We start from the raw sequence: 21,794 nt of genomic DNA on the forward strand, positions 1-21,794 counted from the left end.
AAAAGAATGAAAAAGAGAAGTTTGTATTTGTTATTAGCACTGTTGATAATTTTAGGGAGTATATCAGGTTGTAGCAGCTCTACAAGCCCTGCTGAAGACAATCCTCAACAAGTTGCAGAGACCATAGAAATTACTGATGATTTTGGAAAAGTCATCACACTTGAAAAACCAGCTGAGAAAATAGTTTCTTTGGCACCTAGCCAAACTGAAATACTATTTGCAATAGGGGCTGGGGAAAAAGTTGTTGGTGTAACTACAGCAGATGATTATCCTGAAGAAGTTAAAGAGATAGAAAAAGTAGGTGGCTTTGATGGGTGGAATCTAGAAATGATAATAGCTCTTGAGCCTGATTTAGTAATAAATTATGGACAAGGTAGTGAAGAAGACAATAAAAGGTTTGAAGAGGCGGGAATAGTTGTAGCTAGTTTTTTGCCAGAAACTATTGATGATGTAATGGATACAATAGAAAAAATCGGAGTACTTACAGGAAACAGTGATAAAGCAAAAGAGGTAGTAGAAGATATGAAATCCGAAAGAGATGAGATCATATCAAAAGTTAAAGATTTGGAAACAAAGAGAGTTTTCTATGAAGTATACAATGATCCACTGATGACAGCAGGACCAGGGTCTTTCATAGATGAACTTATTAATCTAGCTGGTGGGGAGAATATTGCAAAAGATGCTGATAGCCCTTATCCACAATATGATGTAGAAAAATTGATTGAAAAAAATCCAGAAGTTTATCTTATTCCAGACGATTCAACTACTACATTGGAAACACTAAAAGAAAGACCTGGATTTGAGAATATTGATGCGATAAAGAATTCACAGGTATATTTCTTAGATGCTGATATAGTCTCAAGAGCTGGACCAAGGATTATTCAAGGCTTAGAAGAAATAGCTAAAGCAATTCATCCAGAAATAGATTAGAGTTGTGGTAAAATGAAACTCTACCATAAAGAATCAAAATTCAGAGTTTTAATTAGCTTATTAATGTTACTCATTATAATTGTAGCTATGGCATCTGCGATAGGCAGCGCAAATATAAAAGTACTAGATGTATATAGAGTTATTCTCTCAAAGATGCCCATAATAAATAAATATATAAATGTAGAAAATATTACAGATGCTCAATTTGCAATAATCTGGAATGTGAGATTACCAAGAGTAATTTTGGGAATGATGGTTGGAGCTAGCCTATCAGTTGCTGGAGTGTCTTTTCAAGGGCTACTAAAAAACCCAATGGCAGACCCCTATATATTAGGGGTCTCATCTGGGGCTGCATTAGGAGCTACTATTGCCATAATTAGCAAATTCGAATATGTTAAATACGGATTTTCAAGCATTACTCTTGCGGCATTTATTGGAGCGATAGTAGCTGTATTTATAGTTTACAATATAGGGAAAATAAACAATAAATTATCTACAAACACTCTACTTCTTGCTGGAGTTGCAGTAGGGCAGTTTTTTACTGCAATAATGTCTTTTTTGATGGTTTTTAATTCTAATGATATGTCTAGAATAATATATTGGACTATGGGCAGTTTATCAGGAAAGGGTTGGAATCCAGTAAAAACCTTATCTATACCAATATTGTTGACTATAGTTGTACTAATCTATTATTCAAAAGAGCTTAATATATTACTTACAGGTGATGAAACTGCAAAAAGTATGGGGGTAAATGTAGAGAGAACTAAGCAAATAATTTTAGTCCTTGGGACTTTACTTACTTCATTAGTTGTCTCTGTAAGCGGTATAATTGGATTTGTGGGACTTATCATTCCACATATAACCAGAATAATATTTGGACCTGATCATAGGATTTTGATTCCTTCTTCTGCGATGGTGGGAGCGATATTTATGATAGTTACAGATACTATTTCAAGAACATTGATTTCTCCAGTAGAGATACCTGTTGGCATAATTACTGCGATGTTTGGAGGACCATTTTTTATTTACCTATTGAGAAGTAAAAAGAAAATGATGTGAGGAAATTCATATGAATATTATTAATTTGAACAAAGTAGAGTTTGGATATGGAAAACAAAAAGTATTAAAAGATATAAATCTAACCATTGAAGAAGGGCAATTTCTTAGTATTATTGGGCCAAATGGGGCTGGAAAGTCAACATTATTAAAGGTAATAAACAATATTTATGAAAACTATGATGGGAACATTTCTATATATGGGAAAAATATTAGAGATTATACTAGAAAAGAATTAGCTAGGATTGTTTCTTTTGTTCCACAAGATACTTATTTAGATTTTGAATTTAGTATTGAAGAACTTGTATTCATGGGAAGATATCCTTTTCAAAAGCGATTTCAAAATGATGGAAAGTATGATTATGATATATCTTATAGAGCTATGGCATTGACAAATACTTTAGAGATAAAAGATAGGCTCATAACACAAATATCAGGTGGAGAAAGGCAAAGAGCTTTGATAGCTAAAGCATTAGCTCAAGATCCAAAGATAATATTATTAGATGAGCCAACTTCTCATCTAGATATAAATCATCAGATTGAAGTATTGGAATTATTAAAAGAATTAAACAAAAAACAAAACTTAACAATAATATCTGTATTACATGATTTGAATTTAGCTAGTAGATATTCTGACAAGTTAGTATTGTTAAAAGACGGTCAGATATTGAAATCAGGGAATGTAGATGAAGTTTTAACAGCCTCCAATATAGAAAATGCATACAATACAAGGGCTATAGTGGAGTTAAATAAATTTACAAACTCCTTATTTGTAACGCCCATTGAACTGAAAAAAAGAGAAAAAAACACTTCATTTCCCAGCATTCATTTGATAGCAGGTGGAGGAAGCGGGCAAGTGATTATCTCAAGGCTTTTAAAAGAAGGAATTGACTTAAGCGTTGGTGTTTTAAATGTTGGGGACAGCGATTGGCAATTAGCTAAGAGTCTAAAAATCGATATGATTGAAGAAAAACCATTTTCAGCAATCAAAGATGAGACAAGTAAAGAAAATCTGAATTTAATGAGAACTAAAGACATAGTTGTCATAGCACAAGTTCCAATTGGACATGGGAATCTATTAAACTTAGAGATGGCACTCACAGCAATAAATGAAGGCAAAAAAGTTATTTATGTAAAAGAAGATGATGATAAAAATATTGATTATACAAATGGTATAGCTACAAAAGTAATAGATGAACTAATTTTAAAGGGCATGATTGTTTTAAATTCAATCGATGAATTAATGAATTATTTAGAAAATTATAGGTTTAAATAATTTCTCCTATGATACAATATTTATATATAAATATTAAAAACATGGAGATGATTAAATGGAAACAAAGAAGTTACTTATGATTCCTGGACCAACACCAGTATCAAGAAGTATTCAGGATCAAATGGGCAGAGAAACTGTTGCATTTTCAGATGCAAATTTTGTAAACGATTTTAATTATTGCTTAAAAGAACTTAAGAAAATTGTAAAGTCAGACGGTGAGATTTTCGTGATTTCTGGCAGTGGAACATTAGCAATGGAAATGTCTCTAGCGAATGTGTTAAGGAAAGGCGACAATTTATTGATTATATCTCATGGTTATTTCGGGGACAGATTTGTTGATATTGCAAAAAACAAAGGGATAAATGTAGATGTATTGAGTTCAGAATGGGGTAAAACTGTACCCATAGATTTAATTAGGGAGACTCTAAAGAAAAAGCCTTATAGAGCGATTACAGTAACCCATGTGGATACTTCTACTGGGGTAAAAGCTGATATCAAGAGTATAGGTGACATGTTGAAAGAATTCCCAGAGATTATCTATATAGTAGATGGGGTTTGTGCAACTGCTGGTGAAGAAGAGTACATGGATGATATGAATATACACATACTATTTACTGCTTCTCAAAAAGCATTTGGAGTGGCTCCAGGGTTGCTGATATTGTGGGCAAATGAGAAGGCTTTAAGAGCGAGGGAAAGCATTGGTACCATAGGTGAATACTTCGTAGATTTCAACAATTGGTTACCTATCATGCATGAACCAAGTAAATATTTCGCAACACCGAGCGTGAACTTGATTTGGGCATTAAAAGAGTCTATAAGACTTATAAATGAAGAAGGTATCGAAAATAGATTTAAACGACATGAATTATTTGCAAGAGCTTATCAAAAAGCTCTTGAAGAATTAGGTTTTAGAATACTTGCTGAAGAAGGATATAGAGCGAATACCTTGTCAAACGTACTGTATCCTGAAGGAGTTGAAGATGAGCTATTTAGAACTAGTTTAGCTACTGAAGGTGTGCAAGTGGCAGCAGGGTTAGGGACATTTAAAGGGAAAATGTTTAGAATTGGCCATATGGGAAATATTGATAAACATGATTTAATATCTTCAATTGCGAGTATTGAAAGAACATTATATAAATTTAATATTGATAAATTATCAATTGGATTAAATATTATACAAAGAGAACTAGTAAAATAAGCTAGTAAAAAAGCAAGGGTAATTACCCTTGCTTTAAGTTTAATGCAGATAACACAATGCTTATATTTATCCAAAACATTAAAAATATCCGATTGTAAAACCACACATAATCTGCTAAGCCCATAACTAATATTCCAAGTGTGCTGGCTAAAGCTGCCGAAATAATTAATGATTGTTTTGAATTGCTGAATTTACTTACTTTAACGTAGCTATTCTTTGCAAGTCTAAACATGAACATGATGAAAGATAGTATTGACAAAATCCCTGCTTCAAGCCATAGCTGAATAAATAAATTGTGAGTATGTGCTACTGTTGTTAATCCGAAACTCTTATATCTTTGGTATATCAATGCAACTGTCTTACTTCCTAAACCTACCCCTGTGATCCAGTAATCTCGTAGCATTACTAATGCAGGACCCATTATCATTTGCCTATATTTTAAAGATGTATCATTAGGATTAAATATTGTCATCAACCTGTTGTAAATCGAACTTGGAAGAAATGGTATTGCAAGTAATCCAAGTATAATCAAAACGGGTATGTATTTTTTATTCCATAAAAAAACAAATATGAAAATGCAAACTGCAAAGGCAACCCATGCTGATCTTGACCCGGTTTTAAATAGCATCAATAAAACTGGCAAAGATGATATAGTTAATATTACTTTCTGCATCATATTATTAGCCTTAAAGATTAGAGGAAAGAAAAATGGAATTGATAAAACTAAAAATTCACCATAAACGTTTGGGTTTCCAAAGCTTGAAAAAACTCTTGCACCTAAATTTTGATTAATAGTTAAGTCTGTCAATGAAGGATTGACTGCTATTCCCACGATTTGCCATTGATACAGACCATAAATTGAAGTTAGCACAGCACTAAGCACTATAAACTTAATTAGATCATATAATTTCTTTTCTGAATCAACTTCCAATATTATGATAGTTATAAATACAAAAGTGGCAATATAAAAAATGAGCTGATTTAAGCTTTCTCTTAAGAAAACTGAAGTTAATCCCGCTATAAAAAGTGTTGCGAAAAAAATAACTAGTGAGTAATCTAATTTCTTTAATTCTAACTTCGGATTTTCAGATAATCCTTTGTTTAGATAGTACAAGATAGTTATTAACATAATTAATACTACACCGTATAAATTGCTCCAGATATGGTCTGGAATTATAGAAATAAAAATGATTGACAATCCAATGCAATAGTGCAAATTTGATCCAATAAATTTAAAAAATTTAATGAAATAGCTACTATCAAATAAATTGTGAAATTTAGAATACATTAAATTTATAATGATGGATGGCAAACTCACAATGTAAATTAATATATTCAGTGAAATGCTATCGTTCCAATTTTTGTTTTTTGAGGTGTCAGTTGTTAAGAAATTAATAAATCTGCTATTTTGTAATTGATTTTTAAAAGTACGTTTCATATAGAACTCCTTTTGCTATTCATTTAATACATTCACATCAGAGATTCGGCCGTCTTTTAGTATAGAATTACCAGCGTATAATGTAACTGTTTGCCCTACGTAGTAGACCGATTTATCAAGAGATATTCCATTTGGATTTAGATCGCCAGTTGCCTTCATAGTCAATTTCAAAGATATATATCCTTCCTTTTCTGATGCGACAACATTACCAGAATCATCACTAGCAAATATAACGCTAGGACCTTTTTCTATCTTAGTTACTTTGCCAAAAGAAGAACCTTGAACAGATTCTCTAACAGGACTATCTATATGTATGCCATTTAATACTGTCTCTGGCACTGCTTCAATGTAAAAAGATAATTCAATGTCTTTTTCTTGAACTTGATTGGTTACAACATTTGCTTTGTCAAATTTTGATTTTATGCTAAAAGCTGCAACTATTACTACAATGATTATCAATAAATCTATCCAAGTAAATTTATGTTTTCTCATAATTAACCTCCTAAAGCTGATTTGCGGCATCTATTCTGCCATAGAAAATTGAACTTCCAACTCTTAAATTAATAACTTGGCCGATATAGTAAGTACTTCCATCAATTGTGATTCCATTGTCTCCTACTTTTCCATTTGCTGTTAATGTAATATATATAGATGAATACCCCTCTTTTGTTGATGTGGTCTGGTTTCCATATTTATCTTTACCATAAGAAATGGAAGGGCCTACACTCTTATCTGCAACAGTTCCAAAGCTTGCATTTAGCAAAGGTTCACTTGCAGGATCGCCTATTTTTACATTTTCTGCAGTGAAATCATTTACCTCCTCTTGGAAAAAAATGATTTCAATTTTACTTTGCTCGTTTTCAACTATATTTTTGACTCCTATTATTCCAAGCCTATTTAAAGCAAAAACAAAAGCTAAAACTATAATTATACCGATCACAGCATCGATGATATTAAACTTTCTGTGAGATTTTTTATCATTTTTATTCATGTGACGTCCTCCTATTTTAGATAAATTTTTAGAGTTTCTTCGGCTAAATTCTTTAGGTCATATTTATTCGCAATAGATTTATAGCCATTTTGCCCAAGTGAATTTCTTAATTCATCATCAATCGTCAATCTAAGCATTTCTTCGGCTAATTTTTGAGTATCACCATATGTGACTAAAATGCCATTATTTAAGTTGTCATCAATTATTTCCCTAGTTCCTCCACTGTCTGTAGAAATAACAGCTAACTTGCATGCCATTGCTTCTAAGATAGATATTCCGAATGCTTCATATTGTGAATGACAAATAAAGCAATCAGAAGCTTTTAAATAATCCCTTACATTATCTTTAAATCCCGTAAAAATTAAATGTTCTTTTATTTTGAGCTCAGCAGCATATTCTGTAATTGATTCAAGTAAAGCCCCATCACCTACTAATAAGAAAACAACTTTTTTATTGATTTTTTCGCTTTCAATTAATTCAAAATATTTTTTTATCGAATCAATGAAGAATTTATGCCCTTTTTCCCATCGGAATCTTGCTATAGAAGTTATGACAATAGTATCTTTATCTATATTGTATTTTTTTCTGACATCTTCTTGTGATGGAGATTGCCATTTATCTAAATCTATCCCATTTGGGATATAGGAAATTTTTTCACGAGGGATACCTTCGCTAACTAGCCTTTCTTCGACCGCTTTGCTTACTGCTATTATCCTATCAGTTTTAGTAGATAAGAGTTTATTAATATATATCACTGACTTTTTATTTTCAAGCAACATATGCCTTGTATTTATTATTTTAATTTTATTGCCAAGATATTTTGACAACACAGCTATTGAATGTTCACGCAAAAAATGAGTGTGAACAACATCCACTTTATTTTCCAAACAAATTTCTTTTAATCTATTTGCTGCTTTTATATCGAATGTTCTAGTCATCTCTATTTGTATCAATGGAATATTAATATCTTCAAATAATTTTCTGCCTGGGCCATCTTTTGAATATATTATGATAATATTGGCTTTATCTTTAATTTCATTAATTGTATTGTAAACTGACATTTCAGTACCTGCGTGACCAAGGTAATTAAACATATGTACAATATTAAGCATTTTTAACCTCACATTCTATAAAATCTTTTTCTGTGATTATAAAATCAACAGGTATATCATACTTTTCATAGGGAACTTTGTCAATTACTTGAAAGCTAAATGCAAGACCAATAGTCGAAGTATCTTTTCTTAATAACGGAAGAAACTTATCATAATATCCACCGCCGTATCCAATCCTATATCCATTTATATCAAAGCAAGCTCCAGGGACTATTACTAAGTCAATCGATTTTTCATCTATTAATTTAAGTCTATTAGGATCTGGAGATAGTATTCCAAAGTATCCGGGTACTAATTCGTTAATATCATGTATAAGACAAGGAAGCATGACTTTATTTTTATTATCTATGTAGGGAACTGAGATTTTTTTTCCATCTTCAATAGCTTTAGCAATAAATCCATGTGTATTTACTTCGTTGTTGAAACTAACATAGCTCATGATATTTGAAGCTTTTTTATAAAGTTCCGAGCTTATGAGAGTATTTATTATTATATCACTAAAACTTTCGACTTTTTGAACATTCAAGTTCTTTCGAATTTCTAATATTTGCTCTCTCAAAAATATTTTATTCAAAGAATATCACCTCAAGTGTTTATTTATCTTTCCATTTATAATATAATATATCATTAGAAAGCAAAATGAAACAAAAAAATGGATACTGATTCCGAGGTGATAAATTTGATTAGATTTGTTAATGTTTCAAAAGAATATAAAAATGGTGTCATAGCTTTGTATGACATCAATATTGAAATAAATAAAGGTGAATTCGTATTTTTAGTGGGCTCAAGTGGTGCGGGAAAATCAACTTTAATAAAACTTCTACTAAAAGAAGAAGGAATTACAAGGGGTAAGCTATATTTAAATGGAACTGATATAACAAGAGTACCGAACAGAAGGATACCATTTATCAGAAGACAATTAGGAGTAGTATTTCAAGATTTTAGACTTTTGCCAAATAAGACTGTTTATGAAAATGTAGCATTTGCTATGGAGATAATTGGAGCAAGTCCGAGAGCGATTAGAAGGAGAGTTCCTACAGTTTTAAGTATGGTCGATTTAAGCAGAAAAGCTTCTTCATATCCTGATCAACTTTCTGGTGGAGAACAGCAGAGAGTTTCTATAGCGAGATCAATAGTAAATAATCCTCCAGTGCTTATTGCGGATGAACCTACAGGTAATCTAGACCCTGATACTGCGAATGATATAATGAAAGCATTGGTGGATATCAATAACAGAGGGACAACCGTTTTAATGGCTACACATGCTAAAGAAATAGTAAATAGCATGAGAAAAAGAGTTATAGCCCTAGAAAATGGACGAATTATCAGAGACGAAGAGAAGGGTGGGTATGACATTGAATCTTAGAATATTTAGAAATATGCTTAAACAAGGTATTCAAAGCATGTGGAGAAATAAGAGCATGGGGGTTGCATCAATCACGAGCATTGCTGCTGTATTGATGATACTAGGTATAGTATTGGTTTTGATCTTGAGCATTAACAATGTCGTAAATGATACAAAATTAAAATTTGATGAAATAGAAGTATTTTTAGAAGATGAAATAAGTTCGGAACAGATGTCAAAGATAGAAGATACGGCTAAAGATGTACCTGGAGTAGTGTCTGTGATATATAGATCTAAAGAACAAGCTCTGGAACTAATGAAAGAAGACTGGGGAGAAGATGCCTATCTATTGGAAGACTTGGAAACAAATCCATTGCCAAATTCATATATAATCAAGGTTGAGGATATAGAACTGGCTGATAATTTAGTAAATTCAATAAAAACACTTGACGGAGTTGAAGAAGTGAAATATTATAAAGATATAATTGATAAGTTATTGAATTTTGCAAGTTATATAAGAATAGGCGGCATGATAATAATCGCTGTTTTAGTGTTTGTTTCTATTTTTATAATATCCAATACAATCAAGTTAACTGTGACTTCAAGGAAAAGAGAAATAAACATAATGAAATATGTTGGAGCTACTAATAGTTACATAAGGGGACCGTTTATAATAGAGGGCGTGTTTTTTGGACTAGTTGGAGCAATTATTTCAATTGCAGTAGTATATTTTGCGTACCGTTATTTATATTTAAATATGAATGAGAGTTTTTACAATATGTTTACCTTCTATTTAATACCTCCTGAGTCCATAATCAGCGATATATCAGTTATATTTTTAACATTAGGGGCTGGTATTGGAGCTATGGGGAGCATGCTATCACTTAAAAAGTTTTTAAATGTATAGGAGGATTTTTAAATGAAATATAAAAAGATGATTTCGCTATTTATTGCCATTCTATTCGTATTCTCAACTGTTTTTCAAGTGTATGCACAATCGATAAGCGATTTGAAAAAACAGCAATCAGAAATACAGTCTCAGATAGAGCAGACTAAAAAAGAACTTGAATCCATGCAAAGTGAGTCAAAATCGGTAGAAAACCAGATAAAAGAGCTTGATCTAAAGATTTCCAACGCACAAAGTGAATTGGATAGTGTAGAAAAAGAATTGGAAATAATCAATGCAAATATTGAGAAAGCCGAAAAGGATCTTGAAGAAGCTGAGAAAAACATTGCAGATAAAACTGAAACATTTAATCAAAGATTAAGAGTTATGTACAAAAACGGAAATGTAGGGTATTTAGAAGTTCTGCTATCCTCAGGAGATATTAAAGATTTTTTATCCAGACAAACCATGATAGAATCCATAGCTGAGCAAGATAAGGAATTACTTCAATACATGAAAGAACAGCGAGATATCGTAGAACAGAAAAAAGTGGAGCTGGAAGCACAGAGAGCTTCGGTTGAAATAACTAAATCTAAACTGGAATCAAGAAAAAGAGATTTAGAAGCAGTTAGCAGACAAAAAGAAGATCTCATGGGAAGATTAGTAAAAGATATAGATGCATATGAAAAAGAATATGACAAGTTAAATGATTATGCAAAACAGATTGAATCTAAAATAGTCGAGTTACAGAGAAACACTAATTCTTATTCTGGTGGAGTGATGTTATGGCCAGTTGAAGGTTATTCTAGAATTAGTTCATCATTTGGATATAGGATACACCCTATATTTAATGTACAAAAACTACATACAGGAATTGATATACCTGCACCTACTGGAACCGCAGTACATGCGGCTTCTGATGGGATTGTAATATATGCAGATTGGTTGGGTTCATATGGGAAAGCTATTATGATAGACCATGGTAGTGGAATTGTAACACTTTACGCACATAACTCTTCAATACTTGTTTCAGAAGGAGAAACTGTTTCAAGAGGGCAATCAATAGCAAAGATAGGAAGTACAGGGGTATCTACTGGACCACATCTACACTTTGAAGTAAGAAAAAACGGAGCTTACGTAGATCCTATACCTTGGTTAAAGTAAAAGGAGAATTTTCTCCTTTTTTATTTTAGTTTCATATAATAAGGGGTGCAAAATGAAAAATAAAAAAAATGTAATTATAATTTTAGTGATTTTAGTTGTAACTAATGTAGTCACTTTTAGTTTATCAAATTATATGACTGTAAATGTGAATGATAAAGTGATAATACCTAGTTCTGAGTATAAAATATTAAAAGAGGTGTATGAAGGCAATAAAAAGGTAGCATTAGTAAGGGAAACAATAGATGAGCTTTATCTAAGGGAAGTAGATGAAGAAGCGTTATTGGATGGACAATTAAAAGGCATGGTCAATGCTTTAAACGATCCTTATTCTGTCTATATGACTAAAGATGAATACGAGAGTTTTAATGCTGAAACAGAAGGCGAATATGGAGGTATTGGGATAATTGTAACTCCAGGAGATGACAATTTAATCACAGTGGTTTCCCCTATAGAAGATACCCCAGCAGAAAAAGCTGGCATACAGACTGGGGATAAGATAATAAGAGTTGACGGGAAAGAATTCTTTGCAGAAAATATGGATGAAGCTGTGAAAATCATGAGAGGAGAACCTAACACTAAAGTGACGCTGACAATCTTAAGAAAAAATAAATCAGAAGAAACTAGCACTTTTGATGTAGAATTGACAAGAAAAATCATCAAATTAGTTTCTGTTAAATCCAGTATTTTGGAGAACCAAATTGGGTATATTAGAATAACTTCTTTTGATATGAATACGGCTGATGACTTCAAAAAACAATTAAATGAGATTGAAGGGAAAGGTGTTAAGGGTTTAATCATAGATTTAAGAAACAACCCTGGAGGATTATTAGATGTATGTGCTGAGATTGCAGATCAACTATTAGATAAGAAAGTAATCGTCTACACACAAGATAAATATGGAAACAAAGAGTACTTGTATTCTGACAGTAACATGACTAAATTACCTATCGTGTTGTTAGTTAATGAAGGTAGTGCTAGTGCTTCAGAAATACTTGCGGGAGCGATTAAAGATTATCAAAGGGGAACCATAGTTGGAACAACAACATTTGGGAAAGGAGTTGTGCAGAGATTAAAAGATCTACCTGATGGTTCAGGATTAAAGATAACTGTTTCTGAATATTTTACTCCTAATGGTACAAATATACATGGAATAGGAATAAAACCTGATGTCGAAATTGAATTAAATGAAGGGGCAAAAGACATCGGACCAGACTATTTAGATCAAGACAATCAACTCCAAAAGGCAATTGAAGTGTTAGAATCAAAAATAGAAGAATAGGATTAATTTATTAAACAAGAGCTCCTCTTGGCAATAGTTCTTTATTTGAACTGTATTAAGAGGAGCTTTAGTGTCTGATTCATAAAAAATTAAACATTGAATATCATTTATTCAAATTACTGCCTTTAATTGTGAAAATTACTGGGTTTGAATTTGCGTCATATGGAAGGGCAGAGTTCATATATATTTTATCGTCTTCAATGTCATAGAAAGATTTCAAACCGAATACTTTTCCCAATTCAGTAAGTACAATATTATTAAGGTCGATTAGATATGCCTGATAAAAATCTGACTGACCAATATTTTCCAGCGCCAATATATTCGAATCGGATGTTTGAGTAAAGTACACAAAATCTTTATCTAAAGAACTGATTAAAGAATTTTTATTTAAATCATATATATACAATGAATTAGTATTTTTTGACTCGTCGAACTTCAAATATGCCAATGTTTCATTATTTATTACTGATGTCTTATATCCCTGATCAATATAATATAATTCACCTGATTCATTAATTAAATAGATATTGTTATTTTTTTCAGGGTATAAAAGCTCTTCAATGATTATACTTTCATCATATGCTTTTATATTTGTAATGTTTTTATTTGTATGGAAATGCAAAGAGTATTTCTCTTCACTTATATTATAGATATATATCCTAGAATCACTTTCTCCAGAATTATCAAGTAAGTACAATTCATTTTCATTTTTCCAAGAAAGTTTATCAATAGATTTGCCTTTTAATTCCTTTATATCTTTAATTATGTTTTCTTTGCTTATATACACGTATACATTTCCTTGGTCATCGATGAAACTTATATTGTTTGAACAACTGCACATTTGAGCATTTGTGATATTCGTGGTAGTAGATAATATTAGTTTCTTCGTTTTTAGTTTTAAATCATAATAATACAAGTTATGAGTGAGTATATTACCTGAATTATCAATTACATTATTGAGATATATAAACCCATTATCATAAGAATGGAATAAAACATCTCCATAATCGATTAAACTAGAAACTAAAGTACGATTTGTTTTAATGATTTCCCCTGTTTGCATATCAACATATATGTCTAAATTGATAATAGGTACTTCCTCATTCATCTTTTGAAATACATTTTCAAAAGACACAATCCATAAGTATTTGTCTTCTTTGTTGATAATTTTTACATCAGGAGAAGTGGGAGAATATAACTCGAAATCAGCTTTTACTTTATTGATTATGTCGTTTAAGTTGTAGTTAACTTTTACTGGCTCGTAATTATCATATATTATATCTAGATTTAATGAACTAAGATCAGAAATATTATCAGCTAATGTTACTGTGAGCTGAGGGACAGATAATTGTGAATTAGTATCCTTATCGATTTTTAGATGGATTTTTAAACTTGATCCTTCCAATTTAATTCTGGAAACATCTACATTTGAACATTCAGTTAAACCACCATATATCAATATTTTGTTTTCACTTCTATCATTTATAATCTCTGCTCGAGGACTTGTGTTTTGATAACTTGTCGATAAAATCTTTTTATCGATATTAAAATTTACATCTTTAGATTCGGCTCTATATTCTGTAAGGAATATGGAATTTATCCTTGAACATCCTGTCAATGAAATACACAAGAAGAATAGAAAAATAATAAATTTCGTTGATTTCATTATAAATTTCGCCTCCAGTAATTAGATTCTACATTATATTTAGTATAATCTCAAGCTTATATTTAGTATAATCTCAAGTTTTAAAATGAGTAGATTTTTGTTATCAGTTGTTTTATAATAGATACATAAGAACAAATGTTCAAGAAAGAGGTTGTATTATGGGTGAATTTAAAATAGTTTCAAACTATAAACCAACTGGTGATCAACCAGATGCTATAAATAAAATTGTAAAAGGATTGAATGAAGGACTAAAACATCAAGTTTTGATGGGAGTTACTGGATCAGGTAAAACTTTTACCATGGCTAATATCATAGAAAAAGTTCAAAAACCTACTTTGGTAATTGCTCACAATAAAACTCTTGCTTATCAATTAGCAAGTGAGTTCAAGGAATTTTTCCCAAATAATGCAGTAGAGTATTTTGTCAGTTACTATGACTATTATCAGCCAGAAGCATATGTGCCTCAGACTGACACATATATAGAAAAAGATTCGTCGATTAATGATGAGATTGATAAATTGAGACACTCTGCGACCATGGCACTATTTGAGCGCAGAGATGTCATAATAGTAGCTTCTGTATCATGTATATATGGATTAGGCGATCCTATTGATTATGAAAATCTTGTGGTATCTTTAAGGCCTGGCATGAAAAAAGATAGAAATGAAATAATGAAGAAACTCATTGATATTCAATACATCCGAAATGATGTAAATTTTGAGAGAGGTACTTTTAGAGTTAGGGGGGATATTCTTGAAATCTTCCCTGCATCGTCTAGCGAAAATACAATAAGAGTTGAGTTCTTTGGAGATGAAATAGATAGGATTACAGAAATAAATTATATAACTGGTCAAATCATTGGATATAGAAATCATGTGTCTATTTTTCCAGCATCCCACTTTGCAACAGCACCAGAAAAAGTGCAGAGAGCTCTAATAACTATAGAGGAGGAGCTTGAAGACAGGCTAAAAGAGCTTAGAGACAAAGATAAACTAGTTGAAGCTCAAAGGCTTGAGCAAAGGACAAGATATGACTTAGAGATGCTTAGAGAGATGGGGTTTTGCTCTGGAATAGAGAATTATTCTAGGCATCTAAGCAATAGACCTAAGGGAAGTAGACCATACACTTTAATTGATTATTTCCCTGATGATTTTTTGATAATTGTTGATGAATCTCATGTTACTATACCTCAAATTGGGGGAATGTATGAGGGAGATCGGTCTAGAAAGACTACACTAGTAGAGTATGGATTTAGGCTTCCGTCAGCATTAGACAATAGACCACTTAAATTCAATGAGTTCGAATCGATGGTTAATCAAATAATATATGTATCTGCTACACCTGGACCTTATGAATTGGAACATTCTCAAAATACAGTTGAACAAATAATCAGGCCTACAGGATTATTAGATCCTGTAGTAGAAGTAAGGACAACTAAAAATCAAATAGATGATTTAGTAGAAGAAATTAAGAAAACCACAGAAAGAGAAGAGCGTGTTCTCATCACTACTCTTACAAAGAAGATGGCTGAAGACCTAACTGAGTATCTCAAAAAAATTGGTATAAAAGTAACTTATTTACACTCTGATATAAATACGATTGAAAGAATGGAAATAATTAGAGATTTAAGAATTGGTAAATATGATTGTATCGTGGGAATAAATCTTTTAAGAGAAGGTTTAGATTTACCTGAAGTATCTCTAATTGCTATACTTGATGCTGACAAAGAAGGATTTTTAAGAAGTGAAACATCTCTGATACAAACCATTGGAAGAGCAGCAAGAAATATAAATGGTAGAGTAATTATGTATGCAGATACAATTACAAAATCTATGAGGAAAGCAATAGATGAAACTAATAGGAGAAGAAAAATACAAGCTGAATATAATAAGAAACACAATATTACTCCAAAATCAATAATCAAAGGAGTACGCGATATTATAGAAGCAACAATTGTAGCAGAAGAAAATATATCGTATGAGGACAACTTGACAAATGAAGAACTAGAAGCTATGATATTTGAACTTGAAAAGAGAATGATAAAAGCAGCTGAAGAATTAGAATTTGAAAAAGCTGCTCAGATACGAGATACGATGATTGAATTAAAGAAAAAGATTGTTTATTAGAGGTGAACAAATGACAAAAGAAAAAATTGTTATAAAGGGAGCTAGAGAGCATAATTTAAAAAATATAGATATTGAGCTACCAAGAAATGAAATGATTGTTTTCACTGGACTGAGTGGTTCTGGAAAATCCTCTCTCGCTTTTGATACAATTTATGCTGAAGGGCAAAGAAGATATGTTGAGTCATTATCTAGTTATGCTAGACAATTTTTAGGACAAATGGAAAAACCTGATTTAGACTATATAGAAGGATTATCTCCATCTATTTCTATAGATCAAAAGACTACTTCTAAAAATCCAAGATCTACTGTTGGCACAGTTACTGAAGTTTATGATTATCTAAGACTTCTTTTTGCAAGGATAGGTGTACCCTATTGTTACAACTGCGGGAAAAAAATAACGAGTCAGACGATAGATCAGATGGTTGATAAAATTATGAATTTAGAAGAAGGGACTAGGATACTCATACTATCTCCAATTATCAGAGGTAAGAAAGGTGAACACGTTAAAACCTTAAGTCAAATAAAGAAAGATGGGTTTTTGAGAGTTATAATAGATGGAAATGATTATGAGCTAGAAACTGATGATATTAAGCTAGAGAAGACAAAATCTCACACTATTGAAATAGTTGTCGATAGGTTAATAGTCAGAGAAGGCATTGAATCAAGATTAAATGATTCTTTAGAAACTGCATTAAATCTAGCAGATGGACTAGCAATTGCTCAAGTTGTCAATGGAGAAAGGATTCAGTTTAGTCAAAAGCTTGCGTGTCCAGATTGTAATATATCAATTGAAGAGATTTCACCGAGGATGTTTTCGTTTAATAGCCCATTTGGAATGTGTCCAACTTGCAATGGATTAGGATTTCATAAGGAAATAGACGAAGATTTAGTGATTCCAAATAAGAACTTAAGCATTTCACAAGGTGCTATAGCACCTTATTCTAACACTGATGAAGACAATTATTATTATCAAATATTCAAAACTTTAGCAAAAGACAATGGATTTAGCGTTGATGAACCGATTAAAAACGCTCCTGAGAGTTTTCTAAAAGAATTATATTATGGAACTGAAAGGCCAATAAAATTTAAATTTTTGAGTTATTTTGATGACACTGGTAAGAAAGAATTTAACGGAAGATTTGAAGGCATTATTTCAAACTTGATGCGTAGATATAAAGAGACTCAGTCTGAATTCATGAGAGATAAAATTGAGGAATATATGGCGGAAATTCCTTGCCCTGACTGCAATGGTAAGCGCTTAAAGAAAGAGGTATTGTCAATAAAAATTAATGGATTAAACATATCAGAAGTTACGGATATGCCTGTAATCAAAGCATTAGATTTTTTTGAAAATATTGATCTTAGTCCAAAAGAAAGAATGATTGCAGATCAAATATTAAAAGAAATAAAATCAAGACTAGGTTTCTTAGTGGATGTAGGATTAGACTATCTTACATTATCTAGAATGGCGGGGACTCTATCTGGAGGAGAATCGCAAAGGATTAGACTTGCCACTCAAATTGGTTCTAGTTTAGTTGGAGTTATTTATGTTTTAGATGAGCCAAGCATTGGATTACATCAAAGGGACAATGATAGGCTAATTAAAACACTTCGGAATTTAACAGAACTTGGGAACACTTTAATAGTGGTTGAACATGATGAAGATACCATCAAAGCAGCAGATCATATCGTAGATATTGGGCCAGGAGCAGGCATACACGGTGGACATATAGTTGCCCAGGGTACTTTAAAAGACATTGAAAACAATCCCAAATCTATCACAGGAGCTTATTTATCTGGCAGACTCAAAATAGAAATTCCAGAAGAAAGAAGGAAACCCAATGGAAAATGGCTAAAGGTAGTTGGTGCTAAAGAGAATAACTTAAAAAATATCGATGTTGCATTTCCACTAGGTCTATTTACTTGTGTCACAGGGGTTTCGGGTTCAGGAAAGAGTTCTTTAGTCAATAAGATACTCTATAAAGCTTTATCTAGAGAATTAAATGGTTCTAAGCAGAGGGCTGGAGCATTTAACAAAATAGAAGGAATTGAATACCTTGATAAGGTTATAGAAATAGATCAAAATCCTATAGGGAGAACACCAAGGTCAAATCCAGCAACTTACACTGGTTTGTTCGATCTTATAAGAGATGTGTTTGCCATGACAAACGAAGCAAAGATGAGAGGATACAAAAAAGGGAGGTTTTCCTTCAACGTTAAAGGCGGAAGGTGTGAAGCTTGCAAAGGTGATGGAATATTAAAAGTAGAAATGCACTTTTTGCCTGACGTTTATGTTCCATGTGAGGTATGCAAGGGTAAAAGGTACAATCGAGAAACATTACAAGTCAAATATAAAGATAAAAATATTGCAGATGTGCTTGACATGACGGTTGAAGAAGGGTTAGAGTTCTTTCAAAACATACCGAAGATAAGAAGAAAATTAGAAACGCTATATGATGTTGGATTAGGGTACATCAAAATAGGGCAACCATCAACAGAATTATCTGGTGGAGAAGCACAGAGAATTAAATTAGCAACGGAACTATCTAAAAGAGCTACTGGGAAAACAATTTATATATTGGATGAACCTACAACAGGTCTTCACAGTGCGGACATTCATAAATTAATAAAAGTATTGACTCAATTAGTTGAGGGAGGCAATACTGTAATTGTTATAGAACATAATTTAGATGTCATAAAAACAGCTGATTATATAATCGACTTAGGGCCAGAAGGTGGAGATAAGGGTGGATATGTTGTCGCTTGTGGCACACCAGAGGATGTTGCAAAGGAAGAAAACTCCTATACTGGAATGTTTTTGAGAAAAATATTATAAATACCATTGCATTATATATAGATTTGATGTAAAATAAAGCTCATATTAAATACAAAGGAGGTCTTAATCTTGGTAGATAATAAACTACACAAGAGCCAATGGGAGTCTATGGTGTTTATTGCAAACGGCATTAAGACTTCCGAAGCGCTAAGGAGTTCCTCGCTATAATTAAAGAAATTTAAATATAGGAGGAATAAAAATGAATAAAAAAATAATTGTAGTGATTGCATTAGCAATAGTAGCTATGACTTTATCTTCGTGTACAACAAATAATGACAAATCTACTATGTCTAAACTAGAAGCTATAAAAGAATCTGGGAAATTAGTGCTAGGAACTGCAGCCGATTATCCACCATATGAATATCATAAAATGGTAAATGGGAAAGATCAAATTGTCGGTTTTGACATTGAGATAGCCAAAGAAATAGCCAAAGATATGGGCGTTGAGCTAGAAATAATTGATATGAAGTTTGAAGGATTATTGCCTGCATTAACAATGGATGACATTGATTTAATCGTTGCAGGATTAGTGCCTAGTGAAGAAAGAGAAAAAATGGTTGATTTTTCAATTCCATATTATGAAGCAGAACATGCATTGTTAATTAGAACTGAAGATAAAGATAAATTAAAGTCAATTGATGATTTTGCGGGCTTAAATATTGGAGCTCAGAAATCAACTCTTCAAGAAGAAATGGCTTTGAGTAAATTCAGTAAAGCTAATTATATTGGATTGAGTAAAATAACTGATCTAATCTTAGAATTAAAAAATAATAAAGTGGATGGAGTTATTTTAGTAGAACCAGTTGCTAAAGCTTATGCCTCAGAAAATAGCGACTTGAGTTTATCTGATATTGAATTAGGGAAAGAAGCCGGAGTCGCTGTTGCTGTAAATAAAGGTAATGAAGATTTACTTAAATCTATAAATACTACACTCAACAGATTGATAGAAAATAAAACTATAGATGAATATATAAAGAATGCATCATTAGATTAAACAATGTATTCCTCAGCAAAGGAGATTTATCTCCTTTGCTTTTCTTTTAGTTGAAAGGAGAAAGATATGATAGATATAGAATTTATAACCACTTATTATAGTTATTTTTTAGAAGGTGCAAAAATCACTTTGATGATAAGCTTATTTGGGGTTATTTTTGGGACTTTTTTAGGAATTATTGTTTGCTTATTAAAAATCTCAAATATAAAAATTTTCGAGATTGTTTCTAGTGCGTATATTGAAATAATTAGAGGGACTCCACTGTTATTGCAGCTTTATATAGTGTACTATGGTTTGCCAATGGCTTTGCCTTTTGAATTGAGTAGAATGACTCTAGGTACGATTGCGGTTTTTTTAAATAGCTCAGCTTATATCGCTGAAATAATAAGAGCTGGAATTAATTCAATAGATAAAGGACAAAAGGAGGCTGCAAAATCACTTGGCATGTCAAATAAACTATCTATGAGATATGTGATATTACCTCAAGCCTTTAAAAATGTTTTACCTGCTTTAGGCAATGAGTTTATAACTTTGATTAAAGAATCTGCGATTGTTTCGGTTGTAGGCATTCATGACATAATGTACAATGCAGATACATTAAGGGGAATAACATATAAACCTTTTATGCCTTTAGTATATGCAGCGTTGATTTATTTTATTATGACTTTTACATTGTCAAAGGCAATAGGTAAGATAGAAGGGAGTATGAAGAAAAGTGATTGATATAATAAATTTAAATAAAAAATTCGGTGAACTAGATGTTCTAAAAAATATAAATACTAGTATAAAAAGAGGAGAAGTAGTTGTAATAATCGGCCCGAGTGGATCGGGGAAAAGTACATTTTTAAGATGTTTGAATTTATTAGAACAACCTACAAATGGTGATATTATATTTGAGGGGAAGTCAATATTGAATAAAAAAATGGACATAGAAGAATATAGACAAAAAATAGGGATGGTTTTTCAGCAATTCAACCTTTTTAACAATAAAACAGTTTTAGAAAATATAACTTTAGCACCTATGAAAGTAAAAAATCTTCCGAAAGAAGAAGCTCATGACATAGCTATGAAGTTATTAAAGAGAATAGGCTTAGAAAATAAAAGAGATGAGTATCCAAACAAATTATCAGGAGGGCAAAAGCAAAGAGTTGCCATTGCAAGAGCTTTAGCAATGCAACCTAAGGCTATGTTATTTGATGAACCCACATCAGCTTTGGATCCAGAGATGGTTTCAGAAGTATTAGAATTAATGAAGGAATTAGCACTTGAAGGTATGACAATGATAGTAGTAACTCATGAGATGAGTTTTGCAAGAGAAGTAGCAAAGAGAGTCATTTTTATGGACGAAGGTATAATTGTTGAAGATGATGTTCCAGAGATGATATTCACTAATCCTAAAAACCCAAGAACAAGAGATTTTTTAAAGAAGATTCTATAGGGTCAATGTATATAGCAAAAATGATATTAAAGTAGTATAATTAAGAATATATTATACTG

19 protein-coding genes are annotated in these 21,794 nt (G+C 31.7%); 13 read left to right on the forward strand and 6 right to left on the reverse strand.

Translation table 11 applies throughout. The features are described 5' to 3' along the window. The first annotated feature begins 6 nt into the window (after positions 1-6). Genes E4100_RS04710 through E4100_RS04725 form a run of 4 tightly spaced genes read left to right on the forward strand, consistent with a single transcriptional unit; the run spans position 7 to position 4,460 of the window. Complete coding sequence (locus E4100_RS04710; protein WP_135270892.1) at positions 7-930, forward strand: ABC transporter substrate-binding protein; 924 nt, start codon at positions 7-9, stop codon at positions 928-930. Between the two features lie 12 nt (positions 931-942). Further along, complete coding sequence (locus E4100_RS04715) at positions 943-1,989, forward strand: FecCD family ABC transporter permease (RefSeq protein WP_135270893.1); 1,047 nt, start codon at positions 943-945, stop codon at positions 1,987-1,989. Positions 1,990-1,999: 10 nt separating this feature from the next. Then, a complete protein-coding gene (locus tag E4100_RS04720) occupies positions 2,000-3,262 on the forward strand; it encodes an ABC transporter ATP-binding protein (RefSeq protein ID WP_135270894.1) in 1,263 nt (420 codons plus the stop codon). A gap of 55 nt (positions 3,263-3,317) precedes the next feature. Further along, complete coding sequence (locus E4100_RS04725) at positions 3,318-4,460, forward strand: pyridoxal-phosphate-dependent aminotransferase family protein (RefSeq protein ID WP_135270895.1); 1,143 nt, start codon at positions 3,318-3,320, stop codon at positions 4,458-4,460. Positions 4,461-4,482: 22 nt separating this feature from the next. Here the strand turns inward: E4100_RS04725 and E4100_RS04730 are convergent, their stop codons facing one another. The 5 genes from E4100_RS04730 to E4100_RS04750 are packed head-to-tail and all read right to left on the reverse strand — an operon-like array spanning position 4,483 to position 8,575. After that, on the reverse strand, positions 4,483-5,898 hold the full coding sequence (locus E4100_RS04730) for an O-antigen ligase family protein (protein ID WP_135270896.1): 1,416 nt from the start codon (positions 5,896-5,898) through the stop codon (positions 4,483-4,485). A gap of 15 nt (positions 5,899-5,913) precedes the next feature. Then, positions 5,914-6,390 (reverse strand): DUF4330 domain-containing protein, encoded by a 477-nt coding sequence (locus E4100_RS04735; RefSeq protein WP_167792078.1) that lies wholly within the window; start codon positions 6,388-6,390, stop codon positions 5,914-5,916. Positions 6,391-6,400: 10 nt separating this feature from the next. After that, positions 6,401-6,889: a DUF4330 domain-containing protein gene (locus E4100_RS04740; RefSeq protein ID WP_135270898.1), complete on the reverse strand. Its 489-nt coding sequence runs from the start codon at positions 6,887-6,889 to the stop codon at positions 6,401-6,403. Between the two features lie 11 nt (positions 6,890-6,900). After that, entirely contained in the window at positions 6,901-8,001 is a 1,101-nt protein-coding gene (locus E4100_RS04745; protein WP_135270899.1) for a glycosyltransferase family 4 protein, read from the reverse strand. After that, positions 7,994-8,575: a 5-formyltetrahydrofolate cyclo-ligase gene (locus tag E4100_RS04750; protein ID WP_135270900.1), complete on the reverse strand. Its 582-nt coding sequence runs from the start codon at positions 8,573-8,575 to the stop codon at positions 7,994-7,996. The genes E4100_RS04745 and E4100_RS04750 overlap by 8 nt, the downstream gene beginning before the upstream one ends. A gap of 105 nt (positions 8,576-8,680) precedes the next feature. Between E4100_RS04750 and ftsE the strand changes: the two genes are divergently transcribed. The 4 genes from ftsE to E4100_RS04770 are packed head-to-tail and all read left to right on the forward strand — an operon-like array spanning position 8,681 to position 12,675. Next, positions 8,681-9,367: a cell division ATP-binding protein FtsE gene (gene ftsE, locus E4100_RS04755; RefSeq protein WP_135270901.1), complete on the forward strand. Its 687-nt coding sequence runs from the start codon at positions 8,681-8,683 to the stop codon at positions 9,365-9,367. Next, positions 9,351-10,253 (forward strand): permease-like cell division protein FtsX, encoded by a 903-nt coding sequence (gene ftsX, locus E4100_RS04760; RefSeq protein ID WP_135270902.1) that lies wholly within the window; start codon positions 9,351-9,353, stop codon positions 10,251-10,253. The genes ftsE and ftsX overlap by 17 nt, the downstream gene beginning before the upstream one ends. A gap of 12 nt (positions 10,254-10,265) precedes the next feature. Beyond that, complete coding sequence (locus tag E4100_RS04765; protein WP_135270903.1) at positions 10,266-11,396, forward strand: murein hydrolase activator EnvC family protein; 1,131 nt, start codon at positions 10,266-10,268, stop codon at positions 11,394-11,396. Positions 11,397-11,448: 52 nt separating this feature from the next. After that, positions 11,449-12,675 (forward strand): S41 family peptidase, encoded by a 1,227-nt coding sequence (locus tag E4100_RS04770; protein ID WP_135270904.1) that lies wholly within the window; start codon positions 11,449-11,451, stop codon positions 12,673-12,675. Positions 12,676-12,778: 103 nt separating this feature from the next. Here E4100_RS04770 and E4100_RS04775 read toward each other — a convergent pair whose 3' ends face one another. Further along, on the reverse strand, positions 12,779-14,341 hold the full coding sequence (locus E4100_RS04775; RefSeq protein ID WP_135270905.1) for a hypothetical protein: 1,563 nt from the start codon (positions 14,339-14,341) through the stop codon (positions 12,779-12,781). A 158-nt stretch (positions 14,342-14,499) separates the two neighbouring features. Here E4100_RS04775 and uvrB point away from each other — a divergent pair, with 158 nt between their 5' ends. From uvrB to E4100_RS04800, 5 genes are all read left to right on the forward strand, one after another. Next, positions 14,500-16,467, forward strand: coding sequence for an excinuclease ABC subunit UvrB (gene uvrB, locus E4100_RS04780; RefSeq protein ID WP_135270906.1), 1,968 nt, complete (start codon positions 14,500-14,502; stop codon positions 16,465-16,467). 10 nt (positions 16,468-16,477) lie between these two features. Further along, entirely contained in the window at positions 16,478-19,303 is a 2,826-nt protein-coding gene (gene uvrA, locus E4100_RS04785; RefSeq protein WP_135270907.1) for an excinuclease ABC subunit UvrA, read from the forward strand. Positions 19,304-19,502: 199 nt separating this feature from the next. Continuing rightward, positions 19,503-20,297, forward strand: a complete 795-nt coding sequence (locus tag E4100_RS04790) for a transporter substrate-binding domain-containing protein (protein ID WP_135270908.1) — start codon at positions 19,503-19,505, stop codon at positions 20,295-20,297. 66 nt (positions 20,298-20,363) lie between these two features. Then, a complete protein-coding gene (locus tag E4100_RS04795; RefSeq protein ID WP_209315271.1) occupies positions 20,364-21,020 on the forward strand; it encodes an amino acid ABC transporter permease in 657 nt (218 codons plus the stop codon). Then, a complete protein-coding gene (locus tag E4100_RS04800; protein WP_135270909.1) occupies positions 21,013-21,735 on the forward strand; it encodes an amino acid ABC transporter ATP-binding protein in 723 nt (240 codons plus the stop codon). Before E4100_RS04795 ends, E4100_RS04800 begins: the two co-directional genes overlap by 8 nt. The last annotated feature ends 59 nt before the right edge of the window (positions 21,736-21,794 follow it).

The organism is Soehngenia longivitae, from assembly GCF_004684055.1.
Lineage (GTDB): Bacteria > Bacillota > Clostridia > Tissierellales > Tissierellaceae > Soehngenia > Soehngenia longivitae.

Excerpts from the sequence above, each read along its gene's own strand:
- E4100_RS04710 (WP_135270892.1), top strand. The coding sequence starts at position 7 with ATGAAAAAGAGAAGTTTGTATTTGTTATTAGCACTGTTGATAATTTTA.
- E4100_RS04715 (WP_135270893.1), top strand. The coding sequence starts at position 943 with ATGAAACTCTACCATAAAGAATCAAAATTCAGAGTTTTAATTAGCTTA.
- E4100_RS04720 (WP_135270894.1), top strand. The coding sequence starts at position 2,000 with ATGAATATTATTAATTTGAACAAAGTAGAGTTTGGATATGGAAAACAA.
- E4100_RS04725 (WP_135270895.1), top strand. The coding sequence starts at position 3,318 with ATGGAAACAAAGAAGTTACTTATGATTCCTGGACCAACACCAGTATCA.
- E4100_RS04730 (WP_135270896.1), bottom strand. The coding sequence starts at position 5,898 with ATGAAACGTACTTTTAAAAATCAATTACAAAATAGCAGATTTATTAAT.
- E4100_RS04735 (WP_167792078.1), bottom strand. The coding sequence starts at position 6,390 with ATGAGAAAACATAAATTTACTTGGATAGATTTATTGATAATCATTGTA.
- E4100_RS04740 (WP_135270898.1), bottom strand. The coding sequence starts at position 6,889 with ATGAATAAAAATGATAAAAAATCTCACAGAAAGTTTAATATCATCGAT.
- E4100_RS04745 (WP_135270899.1), bottom strand. The coding sequence starts at position 8,001 with ATGCTTAATATTGTACATATGTTTAATTACCTTGGTCACGCAGGTACT.
- ftsX (WP_135270902.1), top strand. The coding sequence starts at position 9,351 with ATGACATTGAATCTTAGAATATTTAGAAATATGCTTAAACAAGGTATT.
- E4100_RS04765 (WP_135270903.1), top strand. The coding sequence starts at position 10,266 with ATGAAATATAAAAAGATGATTTCGCTATTTATTGCCATTCTATTCGTA.
- E4100_RS04770 (WP_135270904.1), top strand. The coding sequence starts at position 11,449 with ATGAAAAATAAAAAAAATGTAATTATAATTTTAGTGATTTTAGTTGTA.
- E4100_RS04775 (WP_135270905.1), bottom strand. The coding sequence starts at position 14,341 with ATGAAATCAACGAAATTTATTATTTTTCTATTCTTCTTGTGTATTTCA.
- uvrB (WP_135270906.1), top strand. The coding sequence starts at position 14,500 with ATGGGTGAATTTAAAATAGTTTCAAACTATAAACCAACTGGTGATCAA.
- uvrA (WP_135270907.1), top strand. The coding sequence starts at position 16,478 with ATGACAAAAGAAAAAATTGTTATAAAGGGAGCTAGAGAGCATAATTTA.
- E4100_RS04790 (WP_135270908.1), top strand. The coding sequence starts at position 19,503 with ATGAATAAAAAAATAATTGTAGTGATTGCATTAGCAATAGTAGCTATG.
- E4100_RS04795 (WP_209315271.1), top strand. The coding sequence starts at position 20,364 with ATGATAGATATAGAATTTATAACCACTTATTATAGTTATTTTTTAGAA.